The organism is Streptomyces sp. NBC_00490 (genome assembly GCF_036013645.1).
Classification (GTDB): domain Bacteria; phylum Actinomycetota; class Actinomycetes; order Streptomycetales; family Streptomycetaceae; genus Streptomyces; species Streptomyces canus_F.
This window is the reverse complement of the sequence record NZ_CP107870.1, coordinates 126,413-144,837: the sequence shown is the minus strand read 5'-3', so window position 1 is coordinate 144,837 and position 18,425 is coordinate 126,413. Positions and strand designations below refer to the sequence as shown.

Below are 18,425 nucleotides of genomic sequence, written 5' to 3'. Positions count from 1 at the left end.
TTCTCTGACCTGCGGCTTCGCTCGGACGGCTGAGCAGCTACCGAAACCACGTGAGTCGCTGGCCACTGAACTGGCTCGAATATCTGTTTTCCCAAGGGACGTTCGGGCCCCACCTCCTTAGCTATGCTGTGCCGGTCGCTCAGTCGCTTCGGTCGCTGGTGGGGGGTGCGAATGGCCTCTGAGCTGCACAACTCACGTAGCTACTCACGGTCGTCCGCTCCGGTGGCAGGCCCGTTGGCGACGGCCCGGTGGTGTGCCAGCCGAGGCTGGCCCGTCCATCCGCTGGCACCGGGACGCAAGACGCCTGCGGGCAACTGCGAGACCTGCCGGCTGCCCGGGCACCATCACAAGGGCTGCGGCTGTCCGGCGGCCGGTCGCTGGTGTCATGGCTTTCACGCCGCCACCCTCGACTTCGCCCGCATCGAGCAGTGGTGGGGCGCCCACCCGGGCTTCGGTGTCGGGATCGCCTGTGGACCCGCCAACCTGCTGGTCGTCGACATCGATGCTCATGAGCGCGAACTCCCCGGACGGGACCGGCTGTTACCCGGCATCACCATCTCCGAGGGGATCGACCTGACCGGGCTCGCCAACGGCTTCCACACGATCGGTCTGCTGGCCGCCCTGCGCGGCTTCGACAGCCCCGCCGACGACGAGACGACCCTTCGCGTGCGCACCCCCTCGGGCGGGCTGCACGTCTGGTACCGGGCGCATGGCGGGCGTCGCTGGCAGTGCTCCACGGGATCCGGTGGCCGCGCGCTCGCCTGGCAGGTCGACGTACGGGCGCACGGCGGGTACATCGTCGCCCCCGGCACCGTGACCGAAGCCGGTGTGTACGAAGTGGTGGGAGAGGTACGGGAGCCCGCACCACTGCCCGACTGGCTGGCCCGCGAGCTGGAGCGCACCGGACACCTGCCGCCCGCGTACGTGCCCGCGCCGAGGCCGGTCCCACCGCGGGCCCGGCAGGCCGTCCTGGCCGCGGGCGGCGGCCGCGGAGCGGTGAGCCGGGTGCTGGGCGCACTACTCGAAGAGGTGGCCGCCTGTGCCGCCGTAGCCGAAGGCGCCGCGTTCTCCGAGAAGTTGAACCGTGCCGCATATACCGCAGGAGGGCTCGTGGCCGGGGGACAGCTGGAGGCGACGGAGGCAGAGCGGGTCCTCAGCGAGGCCGCCGAGCATGCCAGGCCGGGGCAGGAGCGCCGTTACACGGCCATCATCCGTAGCGGTCTGAACGCCGGCCGTACGCGCCCGCTGTCCCCAGGAGGACGCGCATGACGTCCCGCCAGGACGACACACTCTTCGACGCCCAGGCCGTCGCCGCGCAGATCCTCGCCCAGCCCGTACCGCATGCCCGCCGCTCCGAGGACGCCCCCGCGCAGGGAGAGGCCACGGCCGACGGACTGCTGCCCGACACCCTCAGCGACCGGGGCAACGCCAAACTGTTCGTCAAGCTCTACTCCAACGACTACCGGCATGTGCCCGGCCTCGGCTGGTTCCGCTGGGACAGCACCCGGTGGCAGATCGACGAGGACGACACCGTCATGTGGGCCGCGGGAGACCTCGCGGAGTCCCTGGCGAGCAACGACCCGCGAGGCGTGTTCACCTCCACCGCGCTGCAGCAGCACCGCCGTCGTGCGCTCAGCACCAGCGGCATGAACGCCATGCTCGCGCAGGCCCGGTCCGCGCCCGGCATGGTGCTCAACGCGGCCCGGCTGGACGCCGACCCGTACGCGCTGTGCACCCCAGCCGGCATCGTCGACCTGCGCACCGGACTGATCCGTACGCCCGACCCCGACAAGGACTTCCACTCCCGCTCCACCACCGCGGCCCCCCAGCCGATGCCCACCCCGCGCTGGGACCGGTTCCTCGTCGACACCTTCGGCGACGGGACCGAGGGCGCGGAGATGATCGACTTCCTGCATCTGCTGCTGGGGTACTCCATCACCGGGGACGTCGGCGGGCAGGTCATGCCGTTCCTGTTCGGGTCCGGCAAGAACGGCAAGTCGGTGCTGCTGGACGTCCTGATGAAGCTGGTGGGGGACTACGCCGACGCGGCCCCGCCCGGCTTCCTGATGGCCCGGCCCTACGAGGGGCACCCCACCGACCTGGCGGAGCTGCACGGCCGCCGGGTCATCGTGTGCAGCGAGGTCAAGCCGGGGGACCGGTTCGACGAGGCCCGGGTGAAGCTGCTGACGGGCGGCGACCGGATCAAGGCGCGCCGCATGAGGCAGGACTTCTTCAGCTTCGAACCCACCCACAAACTCTGGCTGCTGGGCAATCACCGGCCCGAAGTGGGCACCGGTGGCTTCGCGTTCTGGCGGCGGATGCGGCTGATCCCGTTCGAGCGGGTCGTGCCCGACGACCGGAAGATCGACAACCTGGCCGACATCCTCGTCACCGAGGAGGGTCCCGGAATCCTCAACTGGCTGATCCTGGGGGCCCGTCGCTACCTGAGCGGCGAGAAGAACCTCACCGGGCCCGAACGGGTGCGGATCGCCACCACGGCGTACGCGGAGACCGAGGACCATACCGGGCGATTCCTCTCCGAGTCCTGCCGGGTCGCACCGGCGCTGAGGGCGGAACAGGCACAGCTCTACGCGGTTTATAAGACCTGGTGTCAGAATGAGGGTGCCCCAGCGATCTCGTCCCGGGCCTTCGCGGCACGAGTGCGAGAAGTGGTGGGACTGGCGTCGCCCAAGGAGATGATCCTGTCCAACCAGCGCAAGTACTACCCGGGCATCGGAGTGGTCGCCGACGAGGAGACAGCATGAGCGCCCTCATTGCTGAGGACGAGCTCGTTCATGAGGACGACTTCGTCTGGCTCGAGGACATCGACACGCTCGACTACGTGCGTCAGAGCCTGGACCGGCTGACGACGCGCCGTGGCAAGCCCCCCTACCACCGCGACGGCCGCATGGTCGGCTACGCACTGCTGGGTCCCGGGGCCAAGCCGTCCCGTTCCTCGGGTACTTTCCGGCGCCGGGTGTTCTGGCTGCTTCCGCACGACCGGGACACCGACCCCGAAGGTCTCTACGCGACCGGCGCGCCTGCCGAGGCGGTGGACCCGCGCACGCTGGCGCCCGGCAGCAAGGGGTGCAAGACCGAGCGGTCAGAGGGCGGGCCGCCGTCTTCGGCGATGCGGGAGCTGGGGATCACGCTGCCGCTGTAGGGCGTCCGAAGGGTTTCAGGGGCCTAATTGCGGACCACGAGTTGGCAGTTGGCCTCTGCGGCCTGCCGCTTCACGCTGTGGGGTGTTTCCTGGAGCAGTCGAAGGCCCTGCGTGACAACTGCCGACAGGGCCCCACAGCACCGCCGCAAGCAAGGTTGCCGTGGCGCTCTTGGCGCCACGGCCGTGGGCTGTGCCTGTACGACGGGGGTGTCGGGAGGACGAGTGGCTAGGCCACCTCTGTGGCTTGCATGTGGTTTGCCTCGTTGAACACCCGGGCTCCGCGGTCCGGGGTCACGTCCAGGCGCAGCAGCACTGCAGGGGCTGCGATGGAGGGCATGAGGTGGTTCAGCAGGACCGAGACCCGGTACTCCACGTCCGTCAGGTTGTTTTCCAGCTGTGAGTAGAGCTGCACCCCGTGGAATGTGCTGACGATCAGCTCTGCGATTTCGCGCGGTTCCACATGGGGCAGAACCTCGCCGCACTGCTGGGCCTTGGCCAAGAGGTCGGTCAGCACTTCGATCCACGATGTCCAGGCGGTGCCGTAGTGTTGTCGCCCGGTGGGATCCGAGGAGAGCCGAGCCCCCGCCCGCAGGACAGCGTCCATGGGCAGGCGGTGGGCGACAGTCATGGCGATGTCCGCCACTTCCTGCAGCTTGATCTCCTGGGGCGGAAGAGGTAGTTCCGTCTGGAGTTCCAGAACCCCCTTGGCCAGGAGTTCCTTCGAGTCGAAGTGGAAGTACAGTGCGCCCTTGGTTACCCCCGCGGTCTTGAGGATGTCGGCGATCGTCGCAGCGACATACCCATGGTCTGCGAACACCTGCGCAGCTGCTTCCAGGATCACACGACGAGTCTGGATCGCACGTTCTTGCTGTACCACTAGACCTCTCCTTCAGCTAGCCGTCCTCTTACCCCCGCAGCGAGCTTCGAAAGAAACCGCTTAGTAGGTAGCTTACGGCCAGTTCGCCTCGCCCAGTACTGAGCAAGGCGAACTTTCGCATTCCCTCCACGCGTCAAAACTGGTCATATGGGAGGCCCAAGGCGGAGATGTTGCTGGTCAGGGCCTTGTGCGGGTGCTTGAAGCGCCAACATTTCACTTAGCGTAGCCGAATCCAGTACTCGCAACGGTTGTGCGCAGACGGCTGAAAACAGCCATTGGAGTCGGATTTTCTCCCCGTAGGAGCCCTCAGGCAGGCACCCTCACTCGACTGTCCCGCCACACGAGGCCGTCGGCAGCTTCGGAATCAAGGGTGGACAGCAGGGACTCGTCTATCTCGTCGAGTGACCGAACCAGGTGTCGTACGCCGGCCTTACGCATCAACTGCTCCTGGAAGCTGTGCTCGTAAGAGCTCGGGTGCCCGATGAAAGCCGCCCCCAGAGTCTGTGCCGTCTCAGCGACGCGTGCCACGTCGTCGATGAACAGCACCTGGTCGCAGCGGAGACCGAACATGTCCGTGGCGATCTCGCGGACCCCGGGACGAAAATCGTTGGTGCACACGTACTGAGGCTGATCGAAGTAGTGGGCGTACCTGGCCAGATGGCGGTCGAAATGCGGTCGTTCCAATCCTCCGTAACAGATCAGCGGCACTCCAAGACGGTGGAGCCGCCCCAGTAGCCGCTTGGCACCGTCGAGTGGGTGTATCGGATGTTCCTGCAGATACAGCTCCCGCTCGCGGAAGTACGCCTCTGCCACCTCCTGGGGGGAGCCCGCGACGCCGATGGCGGCGGCGGCTCTGAGTCGGGGCTGCGAGAACACGGCACGCTCCAGTTCGGCTGTGTAGACGCCGCCGTTCTTGACGACGAAGCGGTGGATCACGGGGCTGAATGTGTCGTTCAGTAGCACTCCGTCGATGTTGACCGCAATGAGACGCAGATGCCGTAGGGCTACAGGAGCCATGAGACTGCCTCCGGATCGGGCCGCACCGAACGGTCGCGGCCATGCTGCTGAAAGATTGGAGCAGGCACTGGATCCATAATAAACCGGAGGAGCGGTTTTTTATAGCTACTTAGTGGTTTGCCTTCGCCAAGGGGCGGGCGAGACTGCGGCCTGGTATTTGTCGAACGCGCGTATGCGTCCGTGGGCGAGGGATCGGTCGGGCATCGCGCGGAGTCTCGCCCCGGACGGCGGCCGCGCCTTCGCGGTGAGTGCCCAGCTGGGGGAGCCCTGTGGCGTCGAGACCTGCTATGACCGGCTGGACTGCGGTCTGAAGGAACAGGGCTAGCCCCTGAGGCTGAACCTTCTGGTGAACTGCGCGGGCTTCAACGTTCCGGGACGGGTCGCCGAGGTGCGACCGCAGGATTTCGACCAGCTGATGGCCGGCCGCACTTGAGGCCTTGCCCCAGGCGCTCGCCAAGGAACTTGGGTCACGCGGCGTTCTCGGTGTTCGGTCGGATGGGCGACCGCGGCGACATCGCCGATGTCGTGGCATTCCTTGCCGCGGACGACTACCGCTGGGGCACGGGACAGTGCGTTGATGCGTCCGGCGGTTCGTTCCTGTAGCCGGCGGCATCGCACCGCTTCGGCTCCGAAGCGGTGCGCAGCGCCCGGGGCCGGATCAGACGGTGGATGATGCCACCGTCACGATGGCCCGGAAGATGAGCTCGTCTTCCTGCTCGCCGGTGATGAGGACGCGTTCTTCGTGCGGGCGGTCGGGATCGGGCACCGAGCGGGCGCTGATTGTGCAGGCTGCGTCCAGCTCGCTGTACCGAATGAACTCCCCGGTGACACTGAGGGGAAGGCAGGCGCGCCCCAGGTGTGCGGTCGTGGCCTGGCGTGCGGCTTCGAGCAGCAGCATGCCAGGAGCATGGTCGACGGGGTGGTCGAAGAGGACGGGATGCCGGGTGTCGACCCTCAGCTGCCACTGGTCCGTTAGGCCATGAGGCGAGAGGACCACGTCCGTGGGGGACAGACGGCCGACGTTCTGAGGTGCCAGTGGAGCTGTGAGAGGGATCGGGCACCGGATGCCTGACTCCGCTCGGGGAGTGCGCAGTCGCCGGTACACCGTGGGGGAAACACAGGTGAAGCGGGCACTGCCCGTGGCAGCCACCTGTCCGTTGCGCAGGATCAGCACCTCGTAACGGCACCCGGACAGGTCGCCGCGACGTCGTTTGATGTCCTTGCAGGTGACTTCTATGTCGAGCGAGGCCGGGGCGGTGCCGACGAAGATCTGCTGGGGCCTGACCTCGATGGCGAGATCCCACATGAGGAAGGAGTAGTCGAGGGGGACGTCGTACTCCGCGTGCCCGATGAGGATTCCTGCCTGCCTAATCGTTTCGGCGACGATGAGCGGGTCGTGGCAGTCGTCCGTGGTGAGGAAGAAGCCGTGCCGGCGCGGCCATTGCGCGGTGAGCGCGAAGTGGTCGTCGGCCAGGCGCTTCCAATCGGTGAGCATGACCTCTGCGACGCTGGCGCGATGAACGAGTTCCTTGGGCACCGTGGTGGTGAGCGACGCGTAGCGGTCGGCACTGCTGGTTCCGGTGGATACCGCAGGGCGGTCCTCGGAGCGAGCCGTGCTTGGTGTGGTGCGGTCTATGCGGAACGTGATCGCAGACATAGTTCCCCCTGAGCCGCTAGGCCTGATGACGAGGAGTTCGCTCTCCCCGGGCCGACAAAGATACATACCAACCGGTTTAATTTCTAGCGGAACGAAAGGCTCCTGGCCTGCCATAAATGGAGCATCCTGTTCCAACCCTCTTGAGGCAGATCCGACTCCCGCTCCATATCCGCTCCGGCGTGGGTCTTTGCAGGCTCGGCAGCTGTCGGTGGGAGGGAGTGAGTCGTCGCCCGAGGTGAGGATTTCACCGTCGCGCGGCGCCGGAGATGCCCTCTGGGCCACAGGTTCTCAAGCGGCCTCAAAGCGGTCCTTGAGGGGCCTGCTCGATGGTGTCCAAGAGCCCGAGAAGAGGGGAAACGGTCGGATGGTGAGTGGACAGGCATTGCTCCGAGTGGAGCGCGGCAACCCCAGCGGTGCCGAACTGGCCGCGCTTGCCGCGGTGGTGTTCGCCTTGCGTGCATCCGCACGGCGTTCAAGCGAAGAGCCACCCGAGGCGGGCGCCCGACAGTGGCGCGAACCGCCGGCCTACACGGCACCCGAAAGCTGGCGCTGACGGCGGCAGAGACCTCCATATTTTCTTCATCGCTCAATTAGAGACCGCTTGTGCGGTTTGTTATGATGGCTTCACGGACCCGGGGCAGGACCTCCTCGGCCTTGTCCCAGGAAGGCACCTGACATGGCTATGACGAGCCGGGCCTCGACGGAACCAGGGCCCGTCGATATACGCGGGCGCGTGGCGGAACTGGACAGCATCCGCGAACAGGCGCTGGCCGGCCCCAGTCAGCAGGCGACCGAGGCGCAGCACGCCAAGGGCAAGCTGACCGCACGGGAGCGCATCGAACTGCTGCTGGATCCAGGTTCGTTCCAGGAGGTCGAGCAGCTGCGTCGGCATCGGGCAAGCGGTTTCGGCCTGGAGGTGAAAAAGCCGTACACGGACGGTGTGGTCACCGGCTGGGGCACCGTCGAGGGCCGTACCGTCTTCGTGTACGCGCACGACTTCCGGATCTTCGGCGGTGCGCTGGGCGAGGCCCACGCCACGAAGATCCACAAGATCATGGACATGGCCATCGCTACGGGAGCTCCGCTGGTGTCGCTGAACGACGGCGCCGGAGCCCGTATTCAGGAGGGTGTGTCGGCGCTCGCCGGTTACGGCGGCATCTTCCAGCGCAACACGAAGGCGTCCGGTGTCATCCCGCAGATCAGCGTGATGCTGGGACCGTGCGCGGGCGGTGCGGCCTACAGCCCCGCCCTGACCGACTTCGTCTTCATGGTCCGTGAGACCTCGCAGATGTTCATCACCGGCCCGGACGTGGTCAAGGCCGTGACGGGCGAGGAGATTTCGCAGAACGGGCTGGGCGGCGCGGACGTGCACGCCGAGACGTCGGGTGTGTGTCACTTCGCGTACGACGACGAGGAGACCTGCATCGCCGAGGTGCGCTACCTCCTGTCGTTGCTGCCGCAGAACAACCGGGAAGCCCCGCCGAGGGTGCGCGGCGGCGACTACATCGACCGGCGCTCGGACGCGCTCCTCGACCTGGTGCCCGCCGACGGCAACCGTCCCTACGACATGGCCAAGGTCATCGAGGAGGTCGTCGACGACGGCGAATACCTCGAGGTCCACGAGGGCTGGGCGCGGAACATCATCTGCGCACTGGCCCGACTCGACGGACAGACCGTAGGGTTTGTCGCGAACCAGCCTCAGACCCTGGCCGGCGTACTGGACATCGAAGCCAGCGAGAAGGCCGCGCGCTTTGTGCAGATGTGCGACGCGTTCAACATCCCGATCATGACCTTCCTGGACGTCCCCGGGTTCCTCCCAGGCGTCGACCAGGAGCACGGCGGGATCATCCGGCACGGCGCGAAGCTGCTGTACGCCTACTGCAACGCGACCGTGCCGCGGGTCTCGCTGGTCCTGCGCAAGGCCTACGGCGGCGCGTACATCGTCATGGACTCCCAGTCCATCGGCGCCGACCTGACCTACGCGTGGCCGACGAACGAGATCGCCGTGATGGGCGCCGAGGGCGCCGCCAACGTCATCTTCCGCCGGCAGATCGCCGAGGCTGAGGACCCCGAGGCCATGCGGCAGAAGATGGTCAAGGAGTACAAGGCCGAGCTCATGCACCCGTACTACGCCGCCGAGCGCGGCCTGGTGGACGACGTGATCGATCCGGCCCGGACCCGCGAGGTCCTCATCCGCTCCCTGGCCATGCTCCGAAGGAAACACGCAGACCTGCCGTCGCGCAAACACGGCAACCCCCCGCAGTAGCAGTACGTTCCGAGGGACTTGGGATGTCGGTGCGGTGCCGGCCTTCGACGTCCCTGTTCTCAGGAGACAGCACATGGTCAAACAGGAGCGAGCGGCCCGCACCCGGCAGGCACTGATCCAGGCCGCGGCCGAGGTGTTCGCCGAGGAGGGCTTTGTCACCGCGTCGTTGAGCACCATCAGCAAGCGCGCCGGTGTCAGCAACGGCGCGCTGCACTTCCACTTCGCCAACAAGGGCATGCTCGCCGACGCGGTGGAGGCGGAGGCCGCCAAGGCCGTCCGCCTGATCACCGAGGCGGCGCGGGCCTGGCAGGGGGAATCGCTCCAGGCGGTGGTGGACGCCACCCACGAGCTGACACGCAGTCTCACCCACGACACCGTCGTCCGCGGCGGCTTCGAACTCGCGGGCGACACCACCCGCCGGGGGGAGCCCTCCCTTCGCACGCAGTGGCGGCACTGGGTCGAGGACAGCCTCCGCCGGGCCGATCGCAACGGTGCTCTGGCAGAAGGCGTGTCCTGGTCGGACAGCGCCCGCGTCATCGTCGCCGCGACCGTCGGCTTCGAGGTCCTGGGCGGCGATGACACCTCCTGGCTGTCGCGGCAGAACGTCACCCGCTTCTGGGAGGTGATCCTGCCGCGGCTCGCCGGCCGGCAGGACCTGGACCGGCTGGTGAGCTCCGGCTCGCGGCCGACTGCCGTCGTCCCCTCGGCGGAGCGCACCTCGGGCTGACCTCGAGCCTTAGCAGACCGCAAGGTCTGTTTTAAGATCGATTTCTGCCTCCACCTCGCGGTTGTTCCCTGGAGGCCGACTTGAGGCCCCCTTGGTTCCCGCTGGAGATCTCGAATAGATGCTGGTCAGAGGCCTGTTACCCCTACGTCTCCGCTAAGAAAATACAGGATATGCGGTTTGGTATTGACAGACCGCTCGTGCTGTTTTTAGTCTTGCCATGGCGCCGGACCGACATCTGTTGACGGCCGCGAACCGACCGGAGCACTCGGGCATAAGACAGGGGAGATCGCGTGGACATCGAGGTACTCGGCGCATTGGCCGTACAGGAGAACGGAATCTCCATCACCCCGACGGCTCCCAAGCCGCGGCAGGTGCTGGCACTGCTGGCGCTGCACGCCGACCGGGTGGTGCCCGTCTCCGCACTGATCGAGGAACTGTGGGGCACCACGCCGCCGCGCAGCGCCCGCACCACCTTGCAGACATACGTCCTCCAGCTGCGTGAACTCATCGCCGTGGCCGTGGAGAAGGACGAGCAGGACGGCATGGAGGGGGAGAGCAGGCGGCGTACCGCCAAGGACGTGCTGGTGACGATGCCCAGTGGCTACATGCTGGTCAGCGGTGACGGCGAGAGCGACGTGCGCACCTTCGAGCGCCTTGCGGGCGTGGGATACCGGGCCATGGACGCGGGTGACTTCCCCGGTGCCGCGCGGCAGTTGCGGGAAGCGCTGATGCTGTGGTCGGGGACCGCCTTCGCGGACGTCCAGGCCGGGGCGCAGTTGGACATGGAGATCAAGCGTCTTGAGGAGAGCCGGCTGTGTGCGCTGGACCAGCGCATCGAGGCCGATCTGCGACTGGGACGTCACCGTGAGCTGCTGGCCGAGCTGACCGTTCTGGTGAATCGTTACCGCACTCATGAGAGCCTGCACGGCCAGTTCATGCTCGCGCTGTACCGCTCCGGGCGGCGCGGAGAGGCCCTGGAGGTCTACCAGCGGCTCCGCGCCACGCTGGTCCGGGACCTCGGCCTGGAGCCGTCGGCAGGGCTGCGGCGCCTGCAGCGGTCCATCCTCACGGCCAACCCCGAGACCACGGTGCCGGCGCCCAAGACCGGCAAGGAGCGTCTCGTTCCCACGAGTTGAGTGCCATCCCTCTTCCCAGGGTCTTCGCGCGGCCGGTCCGTCCGGTTCGCCGACGCCTTGGGAAGCGGCATGTGCGGGCCCGAACGCCGGGCCAGGCCTGCCCCCTTGTCCGGCTGATGCCGCGACGCATGTTCTCCTGACGCCCGTGACGCCCACCGGGTCCGTCGCACCTCTCGTCCGCGCGCGGACGTCCCCGTGCCGCTGAGACGCGGCTTCCTCGCCCGAACGCCTGCGGCCCCATGCCGGGGGAGGGGCGGCATCGGGCCGAAACGGCCCCTTCGTCGAAACGGTGCCGTGCGTTCCGCAATTCGGGTTCTCGGCAACGGAATTCAATGGAAAAGGTAACCCGGCGGACCGTTCCGTGATAATGCGGGCACGCCTACTTCCAGTCGTCGTTTACATGCCCTTGAGTGGATCAATTTCCGGACCGTGGCCTTCAGTTGAAACACCCTCAAGCTCCGGTTGAGGAAAGTCGGGTGTGGCGCGAATCCGGCTAGTGTGCTGACGGTGACGGAATTCAGCCACGAGAGGAACTCGACGAGGTACGGAGGAAAGCAGTGAAGATTCAAGTTCTGGGTCCGTTGAGTGCCGAGGTCAACGGGGGGTCGATTGTCCCGACGGCCGGTAAGCCGCGGCAGATTCTTTCCCTGCTCGCTCTCTACCCCGGACGGGTGATGCCTGTCCCCATGCTCATGGAAGAGATATGGGGGACCGAACCACCGCAGAGCGCGCTCACCACCCTGCAGACCTACATCCTGCAGCTGCGCCGGCGCCTGGGCACCGCGATGGGACCCGATGTCCCCGGCGCGGCCAAGGAGGTGCTGGCCACCCGGCACGGGGGGTATCTGCTGCAGATATCGCCCGAGAGCGTCGACGTCCACGAGTACGAACGCATGGTCACCGAAGGGCGGGCGGCGTTCGAGTCCGGGGACGACGAGACTTCGGCCAATTGTTTCCGCAAGGCGCTGGAACTGTGGCGCGGTCCCGCACTGGTCGACGTACGGGTCGGGCCGATTCTCGGCATCGAGGTCATGCGCCTGGAGGAGAGCCGACTCGGCACCGTCGAGCGGCGTATCGACGCCGATCTGCGGCTCGGCAGGCACTCCGAACTCATCGCGGAGCTCGCCGAACTGACGGCGCGCTACCCGCAGCACGAGGGTCTGCACTCGCAGGCCATGGTGGCGCTGTACCGGTCGGGGCGGCAGGCATCGGCCCTGTCCGTCTACCGCAAGCTGCGCATCCGGCTCATCGAGGAGCTGGGCGTCGAGCCTTCACCGCAGGTGCAGCGGCTGCACCAGGCGATGCTGGCCGTCGACCCGCAACTGGACGTGTCCGCCGGTATCCGGCGCAGCTCGACCTTCGATCTCTACGCCGCCTGAGGCCGGCCGGAGCGGGGGCTCGAGTCGTACTCAGAGGTCGTTTTCCACCACTGTCCCGTCCCGGGACCGCGCCTGACCCCGCGGTGCCGGGTGGTGCCGGAAGAGGCCCCGCCGTCGGATCGGCGGGCCGTCGGATCGGCCGTGGCCGGGTGGAACGCGGCCTCGACGCGGTGTGGGGAGTGCAGCGGGCGGGCCCGAGTTCGCTGGACCGTACGCGGTTGCGGCAACGCGTCTGGCGGACCGCTCCGCGAACTCACCGCACGGGAAGTCTTCTCCATGATCACACCCTTCGGCCGTACGGCCGAGCCGGTGGAAGCAATCCTCCGCCCGCTCTCAAGCGGTCTTTGAGGTCGTCCGGCGATTCTCGAACCCCGCCCCCGTGTGTCCAGGGGCGGCGGGAGAGGAGGATGCCATGTCGGACGGACCGTCGGTGCGACTGCACTGTTTCGCGCACTCCGAGGGGGGCCTCTCGGTCTTCGATCACTGGGCCGCCAGCACCGGCCCCGGGGTCGAGGTGCTCCCGGTCCCCCTGCCGGGCGGCGAACGGCGGCGCTCCGAACCGCGGGTGACCACCCATGAGGCGCTGCTCGCCGATGTGCTGCCCTTGTTCGCCGACCCGCACCCCGAGCCGTACGTCCTCTACGGGCACGGTCTCGGTGCCATGGTCGCCTTCACCGTGACGCGCGCCCTGCACGAGGCCGGTCTGCCCGGCCCCGCACTTCTCGCCGTCGGCGCCTGCCCGCCACCCGACACCCCCTCCGAACTGCCGGACGCCCGTGGGGCGACGGACGCCGAACTGCTGCATGTCCTGGGCGGCAAGGGCGCCGTGCCGGCGCAGAGCGACGAAGGGATCTGGCTGCGGGCCATGCTGCCGGTGCTCCGCGCCGACCTGGAACTCGCCCAGGCCCTGGAGGAGGCGGCCCGCAAGCCCTCGGCCGCGGGGCCGCTCACCACCCCCGTACTCGTGGTCGCGTCGCGGGAGAACCCGCTGGCGCCGCCCACGATCGCCGACGGCTGGCGGCAGTGGACCCAAGGGCCCACCTGGCTGCGTACCGTCCCCGGCCACCACTTCTTCGGACGAGGCCGTGAACTGCCCAGACTCCTGGGCCGGGCCGGCCGCGTCACCGGCCGCCTCGCCCGGGAGAGCGTGCCCGTCGGATGAATCCGCACCCTCGCTCACCCGGTGCGGGCACGCGAGTGCCCCCACGCCCCTGAATCCTTGTGCGACGCGGTAGTCGACGGCTGACGGGACCAGCGTTATTCGATCTGCTTTCCGCTCGTTCTTCAGCGGTTTTCATCCGACCGTCTGAATTCTGTTCGCGTAGCCGTCGGCGCAATGTAGGAGAGGTGTTCAGATGTCTGTTGAGCTTGCGGAGAAAACGACGCACAAGGTCCATGTGTCCGCACCCGCCGGTGTGGTCTACGCCCTCTTCGCCGACGCGGTGAACTGGCCGCTCTATTTCTCCCCCAGCGTTCATGTGGAACGCCTGGAGTTCGACGGCGAACGGGAGCGGCTGCGCACCTGGTGTTTCATGGACGGCCAGCTGAAGTCATGGACCTCATGGCGGCACCTGGACCCGGTGAACCGCCGGGTGGAGTTCCGCCAGGAGCTGCCCGCGTCTCCGTTGAGCGCGCTGGGCGGCATCGTGAACGTGCGCCCCGAAGGACCGCACAGCAGTGAGCTCGAGCTGCTGTACGACTTCAGTGTCGTCGACGACCTGCCCGCCGACCTGGCCTGGGCCGAGCGGGCCGCCGACGGGCACAGCCGCAGCCAGCTCGCCGGCCTGAAGGCGGTCGCCGAGCGCTGGGAGCGCCTGGACGAACTGGTCCTGACCTTCGAGGAGTCGGTACACGTCAACGGCCCGGCCGAACTGGTCTACGACTTCCTGTACCGGGCCGGGGACTGGCCGGACATGGTGCCGCACGTCACCCGGGTCGACCTCACCGAGGACGAGCCCGGCGTGCAGCGCGTGACCATGGAGACGCTGACCGAGTACGGCACCCACACCACCGACTCGGTGCGGATCTGCTTCCCGCACGCCGAGCGCATCATCCACAAGCAGACCACGACCCCCGCCCTGCTTCAGGCGCACACCGGCGAATGGTCCGTCGTCCCCGAGGAGCGGGGCGTGACCGTCATCGCGCAGCACACCGTCGTCCTGCGCGAGGAGAACATCGCCGCCGAACTGGGCGAGCACGCGAACCTGGAACACGCCCGCCGGCATGTGCGCGAGGCGATCGGCCGCAACAGCCGGGTACTGCTTGCCCATGCCAAGCAGCATGCGGAGACCGCCGTCCGCATGCTGTGACGGCGGCACCGTCCGGGGCGGACGAGGCAGGCGGACGGGCCGCTCATGGATGGCCCCTGGCGGGCTTGGGCACCGCTGCACACCCGCTTGGGAAATCGGACGGGGACCTGGTGCTGCCGTTAGCGTGCAGAGTCGGAGTGTGGTGGATATCTGCTGACCAGGAGGCGTCATGGAAGTGAGGCAGCGCGGCAACGTCCCCGTGTGCCCCGCCTCCCGTCGCCTGCGCCGCAGCCACCCTTTTGGCCTGGGCCCCACCGGGCCCGCGCGCGGGCCGTCCGCACTGTCGACCACCCGTCCTCAGGCGCTCCCCTGTCTTCGCCACGGCCCAGTACGGCGCAACCGGGCGCGTACCGTCCACCACGCCTTCAGGGCCGGACTGGGCACCTTGCCCATCGGACCAGCGGCACGATCCCCGCAGGGGCCGGGCGTCGCAGCTCAACCAGCGCCTACAGAGGAGAGGAGGGAGGGGACCGCGCCGGTCGCAGCGGACCGCACGTCCCCGGACACGCATGACTGTTTCCCGTTCCTCCGACGCGGCGATCTCCGTGGTCGTCGACCCCGGGCCCCCTCCGCACACGGCCCCGTGGGACCTCGAACTGCGCGGTCCGCTGGACCCCGCCGTACTGGAAGACGTCCTGGGCGAGCTCGCCTCCGGTGACCCGGGCCGGCCAGGGTGGCAGCACCGGCTGCTGCGGCACGGCCCCGACCATCACACGCTCCGCTTCATCCAGCGGGACGGCGCGATCGCGGCGTCCGTGGTGGGCCGTATCGCCGATCTCCTCACCGAGCCGCTCGTGGTCGACCGACCGCTGGTGCCCGCCCAGTGCGCGGTCCTCACCCGTCCCGCACGGCACCGCTATGAGGCGGTGTTCATCGAGCCCGCCGCCTCGCTGGACGCGGGCACGGTGCGGGCGGCGCTGCGCAGCGTCCTGGCCGCCCACCCCTCACTGCGCTCCCGCCTCGACACGACGGGCGGCCGGCTGACCGGGCCGGCGGCGGCCTCGGACGGCCAGGACCCGTTGACGGAAGGGGAGTTCACCGACGAGGCCGGCTTCGCCGCGGACGTCGCCTCGATCGGCCGCACCCTCGACGCGGACACCGGCGTCCAGCTGCGGGCCCTGCTCGCCCGGGACCGCCGTACGGCAGGAGCGCGCGCCGACCGGCTCGCCGTGATCGTCCATCAGCTCGCCGTGGACGCCGCGTCCTGGCGGATCCTGCTGGACGACCTGACCGCCGCCCTCGGGACGGCCACGGCCCGGGTCCCCGTACGCCCGCGGCGCGTGCCCGACCCGCTGACCGACTGGGCCGGCGAACTGCGGGAACTGGCCGGCGACCCCGACGAGGTCCGCCACTGGGCCCTCGTCGCCGACCGACGGGCCCGCACGCTCGGCGCGCGCAGCTCCGCCGCGGTGCCCCGGTCCGGCGACACCACCGACACCGCCCCGGCGACGGGGTGGGGCAGCGGGCCGCGACAGGAACGGCACATCGACATCGCCGTGGACGAGGACCTGACCGAGCGGATCACCAAGGGCCTGGCCCGACGTCTCGCGCTGACCGCCGGGCAGGTGCTGACCGGCGCCTTCGCCCTTGCCCTGGCCCGCTGGCAGCGCGTCGACGAGGTCGGCTTCGACGTGCGCAGCGACCCCAGGGCGGGCCATCCGGGCCTACGGCGCCACGTGGGCCGGCTCACCGATGTGCACCCGGTCCATCTCACCCTCGACCCCGGCCTGGACCCTCTCGGGCAACTGGCCGCTGTGGCAGGCCCGTTGGCGGCGGGCGCCGGGCAGGCCGCGGGCGGCGCCGGATTCGGGGCCTGCCGGGAGTGGAGTCCCGACCCGCTGCTGCGCGACGCTCTGCGCGAACTGACGCCCGCCCCGGCCTGTCTGACCCTGCACGGCCCGGACGAGCTGCTGCCCGGCTCCGCCCGGCCCGTGCCCGGCAGCGCGCCCAGCCGGCCCACGCACCGTCTCGACGTGCGCGTCCAGACCGTCGGCGGCAGCCTGCGCCTCGGCCTCGACTGGGTGCCCGACCCGGCCCAAGGCATCACCGACACCTCCGTGGCCGCCCTCGCCGACCTGCTGCGCGAGGTGCTCGGGGAACTGGCCGGCGCGGCCACCGCCCCCATCCCGTCCGTCTTCCGGGCCACCCCTCAGCAGTCGGCGCTGTACAAGGCCAGTGACGCACAGCCCGGCACCGGCCGGCACGTCGAGCAGCTCGTGTGGGTCTGGCACGGCCCGCTCGACGTCGAACGCTTCACCTCCGCATGGCAGTCGGTCTTCGACTGCGAGACGGTGCTGCGCACCGCCTTCACCGGCGGCCCCGAACCGCAGCTCATGGTGCACAGCCGGGTCACTCCGGAGATCACCGTCCGGGTCCGGCGCGGCGAAGACACCGAGCTGTCCGCCCTGCTGGAGCGCGACCGGCTGCGCGGCTTCGACCTGCGCTGCCCCGGACCGCTGCGCCTGACCCTGCTGGGGTCGGAGGGCAGCCCCCTCGAGGGCGCCGGCTCACCCACCCGGATCGTGCTCACCTATCACCGGGCCCTGCTCGACACCTGGAGCGCGCACATCATGCTGCGCGAGTTCCACCGGGCCTATCTCGCGGGCGGCTCCCTGCCCGGCGGCGAACGCCGGCCCGACCTGCGGGACTACACCGCCTGGATCGCCGCCCAGGACCTGGAGCCGGTACGGGGGTTCTGGGGGCGTTCCGTACCGCCCGCCGACGCGGCCTCCCGGCCGGCCCGGCCCGGCGGGGCCACCGGTCTGACCGGGGTGGGCCGCTCCCGGCTGCGCCTCGACTCTGCAGAAACCATCCGTCTCGCGCGCTGGGCCGGCATGTGGGGCATCGCCGAGAGCAGCGTGCTCCAGGCCGTCTGGGCGATGCTCATCCACCGTGCCTCCGGCGCCGCGGGACCGGCCCCCGTCTGTTTCGCGGTCACCGCCCCGGGCCGTGGCATCCCCCTCGACGGCGTCGCCCGGATGCTGGGACCGCTGCGCAACGCGCTGCCGATGTCCGTCGAGGTGGACCCGGCCGGGACCCTGCCGAACCTGATGCGGCAACTGCGCGACCACGCCCTGGACATGGCCGCCTACGAATGGGTGCCGGCCGACTGGATCCGGACCCCGGGCCAGAGCGGCGCGGACACCGACCCCGCCGCCACCGTCATCGTCTTCGAGGATCCGCCGCACCCGGTGGAAGGGCTGGAGGGCGAACTCGCCGCACAGGGCATCCGGGCCGAGTTCCAGGGCACCGTACCCGCCCGCTCGGTCCTGCCCATCGGACTGCTCGCCCACCACGACAGCGCGGGCGGACTGGTCCTGACAGGGGTCCACGACCGTGATGTCCTCGACGACGAGGCGGCAGCCGAACTGCTGATGCAAAGCGCCCTGCTGCTGCGCGAACTCCCCTTGTGGGCAGGCGAGTCCACCACCGTCGCGGCCGCCGTGAAGCTGCTGGAGGGCCGGGCCGTACCGCAGATGGCCGAGGTCTCGGGGGAGGGGGGCGACGAGCCGCTGCTCACCCTGCGCACGGCGGGACAGGAGCAGGCGGGCACCATCTGTCTGGTCCCGCCGCCGGGCGCCCCCGCGGCCTGCTACGACCTGCTCGCCCACACCTATGCGGGCCCCCAGGAACTGCTGGTGCTCACCGGCGACGCCGACCGCGCCCGGCCCGCCCTGGCCGCGCGCGGCACCGGCCGGCTGCTGCTCGGCGGCTTCTCCGGTGCCGGTGCCCTCGCCTGCGACCTCGCCCGGCGGATCGGCGCGGACGGCGGCCCCCCGCCCCGCGTGGTGCTCGCCGGCGCGAGCGCGGACGAGGAGGAACGGGCCCGCGATCTCGCCCGAGCCCTCGCGGACGCCACCGCAGCGGACGCCTGAAGCCGTGGCCCCGCAGCGG

At 69.2% G+C, this 18,425-nt stretch carries 14 protein-coding genes; 11 read left to right on the top strand and 3 right to left on the bottom strand.

Annotation, left to right across the window (positions count from 1 at the left end; translation table 11 throughout):
- Positions 1-171: 171 nt before the first annotated feature.
- Genes OG381_RS49055 through OG381_RS49045 form a run of 3 tightly spaced genes read left to right on the top strand, consistent with a single transcriptional unit; the run spans position 172 to position 3,163 of the window.
- Positions 172-1,269 carry a bifunctional DNA primase/polymerase gene (locus tag OG381_RS49055; RefSeq protein ID WP_327722912.1) on the top strand — a complete coding sequence of 366 codons (1,098 nt, stop codon included), beginning with the start codon at positions 172-174 and terminating at the stop codon, positions 1,267-1,269.
- Positions 1,266-2,765, top strand: a complete 1,500-nt coding sequence (locus tag OG381_RS49050) for a DNA primase family protein (RefSeq protein WP_327722911.1) — start codon at positions 1,266-1,268, stop codon at positions 2,763-2,765. Before OG381_RS49055 ends, OG381_RS49050 begins: the two co-directional genes overlap by 4 nt.
- Positions 2,762-3,163: a DUF6009 family protein gene (locus OG381_RS49045; RefSeq protein ID WP_327722910.1), complete on the top strand. Its 402-nt coding sequence runs from the start codon at positions 2,762-2,764 to the stop codon at positions 3,161-3,163. The genes OG381_RS49050 and OG381_RS49045 overlap by 4 nt, the downstream gene beginning before the upstream one ends.
- Before the next feature lie 226 nt (positions 3,164-3,389).
- On the opposite strand, the gene OG381_RS49040 is transcribed toward OG381_RS49045, so the two are convergent.
- From OG381_RS49040 to OG381_RS49030, 3 genes are all read right to left on the bottom strand, one after another.
- A complete protein-coding gene (locus OG381_RS49040) occupies positions 3,390-4,040 on the bottom strand; it encodes a ScbR family autoregulator-binding transcription factor (RefSeq protein WP_327722909.1) in 651 nt (216 codons plus the stop codon).
- 306 nt (positions 4,041-4,346) lie between these two features.
- The gene (locus OG381_RS49035) at positions 4,347-5,057 is read right to left on the bottom strand and encodes an HAD family hydrolase (RefSeq protein WP_327722907.1); all 711 of its coding nucleotides are present in this window, start codon (positions 5,055-5,057) and stop codon (positions 4,347-4,349) included.
- Positions 5,058-5,715: 658 nt separating this feature from the next.
- On the bottom strand, positions 5,716-6,828 hold the full coding sequence (locus OG381_RS49030) for a ScbA/BarX family gamma-butyrolactone biosynthesis protein (protein WP_327722906.1): 1,113 nt from the start codon (positions 6,826-6,828) through the stop codon (positions 5,716-5,718).
- On the opposite strand from OG381_RS49030, the gene OG381_RS49025 reads away from it, so the two are divergent.
- The 8 genes from OG381_RS49025 to OG381_RS48990 all read left to right on the top strand — a co-directional run bounded on the left by OG381_RS49025 (position 6,740) and on the right by OG381_RS48990 (position 18,406).
- Complete coding sequence (locus OG381_RS49025; protein ID WP_327722905.1) at positions 6,740-7,267, top strand: acyl-CoA carboxylase epsilon subunit; 528 nt, start codon at positions 6,740-6,742, stop codon at positions 7,265-7,267. The two genes, OG381_RS49030 and OG381_RS49025, sit on opposite strands and share 89 nt — an antisense overlap.
- 123 nt (positions 7,268-7,390) lie before the next feature.
- Positions 7,391-8,980, top strand: a complete 1,590-nt coding sequence (locus OG381_RS49020; protein ID WP_443062081.1) for an acyl-CoA carboxylase subunit beta — start codon at positions 7,391-7,393, stop codon at positions 8,978-8,980.
- Positions 8,981-9,053: 73 nt separating this feature from the next.
- Positions 9,054-9,707, top strand: a complete 654-nt coding sequence (locus tag OG381_RS49015) for a ScbR family autoregulator-binding transcription factor (RefSeq protein WP_327722904.1) — start codon at positions 9,054-9,056, stop codon at positions 9,705-9,707.
- Between the two features lie 290 nt (positions 9,708-9,997).
- Entirely contained in the window at positions 9,998-10,843 is an 846-nt protein-coding gene (locus OG381_RS49010; RefSeq protein ID WP_327722903.1) for an AfsR/SARP family transcriptional regulator, read from the top strand.
- A gap of 557 nt (positions 10,844-11,400) precedes the next feature.
- Positions 11,401-12,222, top strand: a complete 822-nt coding sequence (locus OG381_RS49005; RefSeq protein WP_307038255.1) for an AfsR/SARP family transcriptional regulator — start codon at positions 11,401-11,403, stop codon at positions 12,220-12,222.
- Between the two features lie 412 nt (positions 12,223-12,634).
- Positions 12,635-13,384: a thioesterase II family protein gene (locus OG381_RS49000; protein WP_327722902.1), complete on the top strand. Its 750-nt coding sequence runs from the start codon at positions 12,635-12,637 to the stop codon at positions 13,382-13,384.
- A 193-nt stretch (positions 13,385-13,577) separates the two neighbouring features.
- A complete protein-coding gene (locus OG381_RS48995; RefSeq protein WP_327722901.1) occupies positions 13,578-14,531 on the top strand; it encodes an aromatase/cyclase in 954 nt (317 codons plus the stop codon).
- Between the two features lie 509 nt (positions 14,532-15,040).
- Complete coding sequence (locus OG381_RS48990) at positions 15,041-18,406, top strand: condensation domain-containing protein (RefSeq protein ID WP_327722900.1); 3,366 nt, start codon at positions 15,041-15,043, stop codon at positions 18,404-18,406.
- The last annotated feature ends 19 nt before the right edge of the window (positions 18,407-18,425 follow it).